Annotated in this window: 2 protein-coding genes; both read right to left on the bottom strand. The window is 71.0% G+C overall.

Features of this window, described 5'->3' with window-relative positions; all coding sequences use genetic code 11:
* Nucleotides 1-130: 130 nt before the first annotated feature.
* The gene (locus ACX6XY_RS29970; protein ID WP_460337748.1) at nt 131-1,129 is read right to left on the bottom strand and encodes a carbohydrate kinase family protein; all 999 of its coding nucleotides are present in this window, start codon (nt 1,127-1,129) and stop codon (nt 131-133) included.
* Between the two features lie 103 nt (nt 1,130-1,232).
* The coding region (locus ACX6XY_RS29965; protein WP_460337745.1) for a methionine adenosyltransferase domain-containing protein at nt 1,233-1,578 on the bottom strand (346 nt) is incomplete at its 5' end.

Here is a 1,578-nt window from a genome sequence, read left to right as displayed (position 1 = left end):
TCCAGCTGCTCGAAATCCTCCAGACTCGGATCCTGCGCCTGAAGCATCGTGCCCATCGCCCCATCCGCCACCACCACCCGCGACCCCAACGCCACCCGCAACGCATCCACGCGCTCGTTCTGCGGCGCGGTCACGACTGGGCCGCCGGGCGCTTGGGCGTGGCCGCGGTGGTGAGTTCGTCGGCCGCGGTCGGGCCGTAGGTGTCGCGTACGAGGGTGGTCAGGCGGTTCGGGGCGAGGGTGTAGGTCTGGGTGCCTACGGTTTCCAGGACGATGGTGGCGAGGGCGCAGCCCAGTTGGGCGGCGCGCTCGTCGCCCAGGCCCGCGGCGACGGCCGCGAGGAATCCGGCGCGGAACGCGTCACCGGCGCCGGTGGGTTCGAGGGGGCCAGTGGGCGGTACGGCCTTGATGTCGAGCGGTGGGCGGCCGGTGCGGCGCAGTTGGGCGCCGTCGGGGCCGCGGGTGGTGATCCAGGTGCCGACGCGGTCGAGTATCTGCTCCTCGGTCCAGCCGGTGCGTTCCTGGATCAGGACGCTTTCGTAGGCGTTGGTGAAGAGGTAGCGGGGTTGGCCGAGCAGGGCGCGGACCTCGTCGCGGTCCATGCGCGCCAGTTGCTGCGAGGGGTCGGCGACGAAGGGTACGCCCAACTCGGCGCTCTGGCGCGCGTGGCGGACCATGGCGACCGGGTCGTTGGGCGCGACGACGACGAGGTCGAGGCCGCCGGACCGTTCGGCGATCGACGCGAGATCGATCTCGCGGGCCTCGGTCATGGCGCCCGCGTAGAACGAGCCGATCTGGTTGTGGTCGACGTCGGTGGTGCAGACGAAGCGCGCGGTGTGCCGGGTGGCACTGACCCGTACCGAGTCGGTGTCGACGCCGTGTTCCTTGAGCCAGACGCGGTACGGCTCGAAGTCCGCGCCGACCGCGCCCACCAGGAGCGGGCGCAGGCCGAGTGCGCCGAGGCCGAAGCAGATGTTCGCCGCCACTCCCCCGCGCCGTACCTCCAAGTCGTCGACGGCGAAGGAGAGCGATACGTGGTCGAGCCGGTCGGCGATCAAGTGATCCGTGAACCGGCCGTCGAAGGCCATGAGATGGTCGGTGGCGATCGAACCCGTGACCGCGATCTTCATACGGTGACCTGTCCCTGTCTCGTCTCTCGTCGCGTGCGCGTCAGCGCGTATGTCGCTCGTCGTGCGGCGCTCGTGTTCTCTTCCCGGCCCGCGGCTGCTCTGCTCAGCCCGCGGCCGCGGCGCGCAGTGCCTCGACGCGGTCGGTGCGCTCCCAGGTGAAGTCCGGGAGTTCGCGCCCGAAGTGGCCGTACGAGGCCGTCTGGGCGTAGATCGGGCGCAGCAGGTCCAGGGCGCGGATGATCGCGGCCGGGCGGAGGTCGAAGACCTTGGTGATGGCGGTCTGGATGCGCTCGGCCGGCACGGTCTGGGTGCCGTATGTCTCGATGAACAGGCCGACCGGCTCGGCCTTGCCGATGGCGTACGCGACCTGGGCCTCGCAGCGCTTCGCCAGTCCGGCCGCGACGACGTTCTTGGCGACCCAGCGCATCGCGTACGCGGCGCTGCGGTCG

This window comes from Streptomyces sp. O3 (assembly GCF_054788135.1).
The sequence above is the reverse complement of the archived record's forward strand: the minus strand, read 5'-3'. Positions and strand labels throughout refer to the sequence as shown.

What these genes read in the sequence shown, in the direction of transcription:
- ACX6XY_RS29970 (WP_460337748.1), bottom strand. Translation starts at nt 1,129, where the DNA reads ATGAAGATCGCGGTCACGGGTTCGATCGCCACCGACCATCTCATGGCC.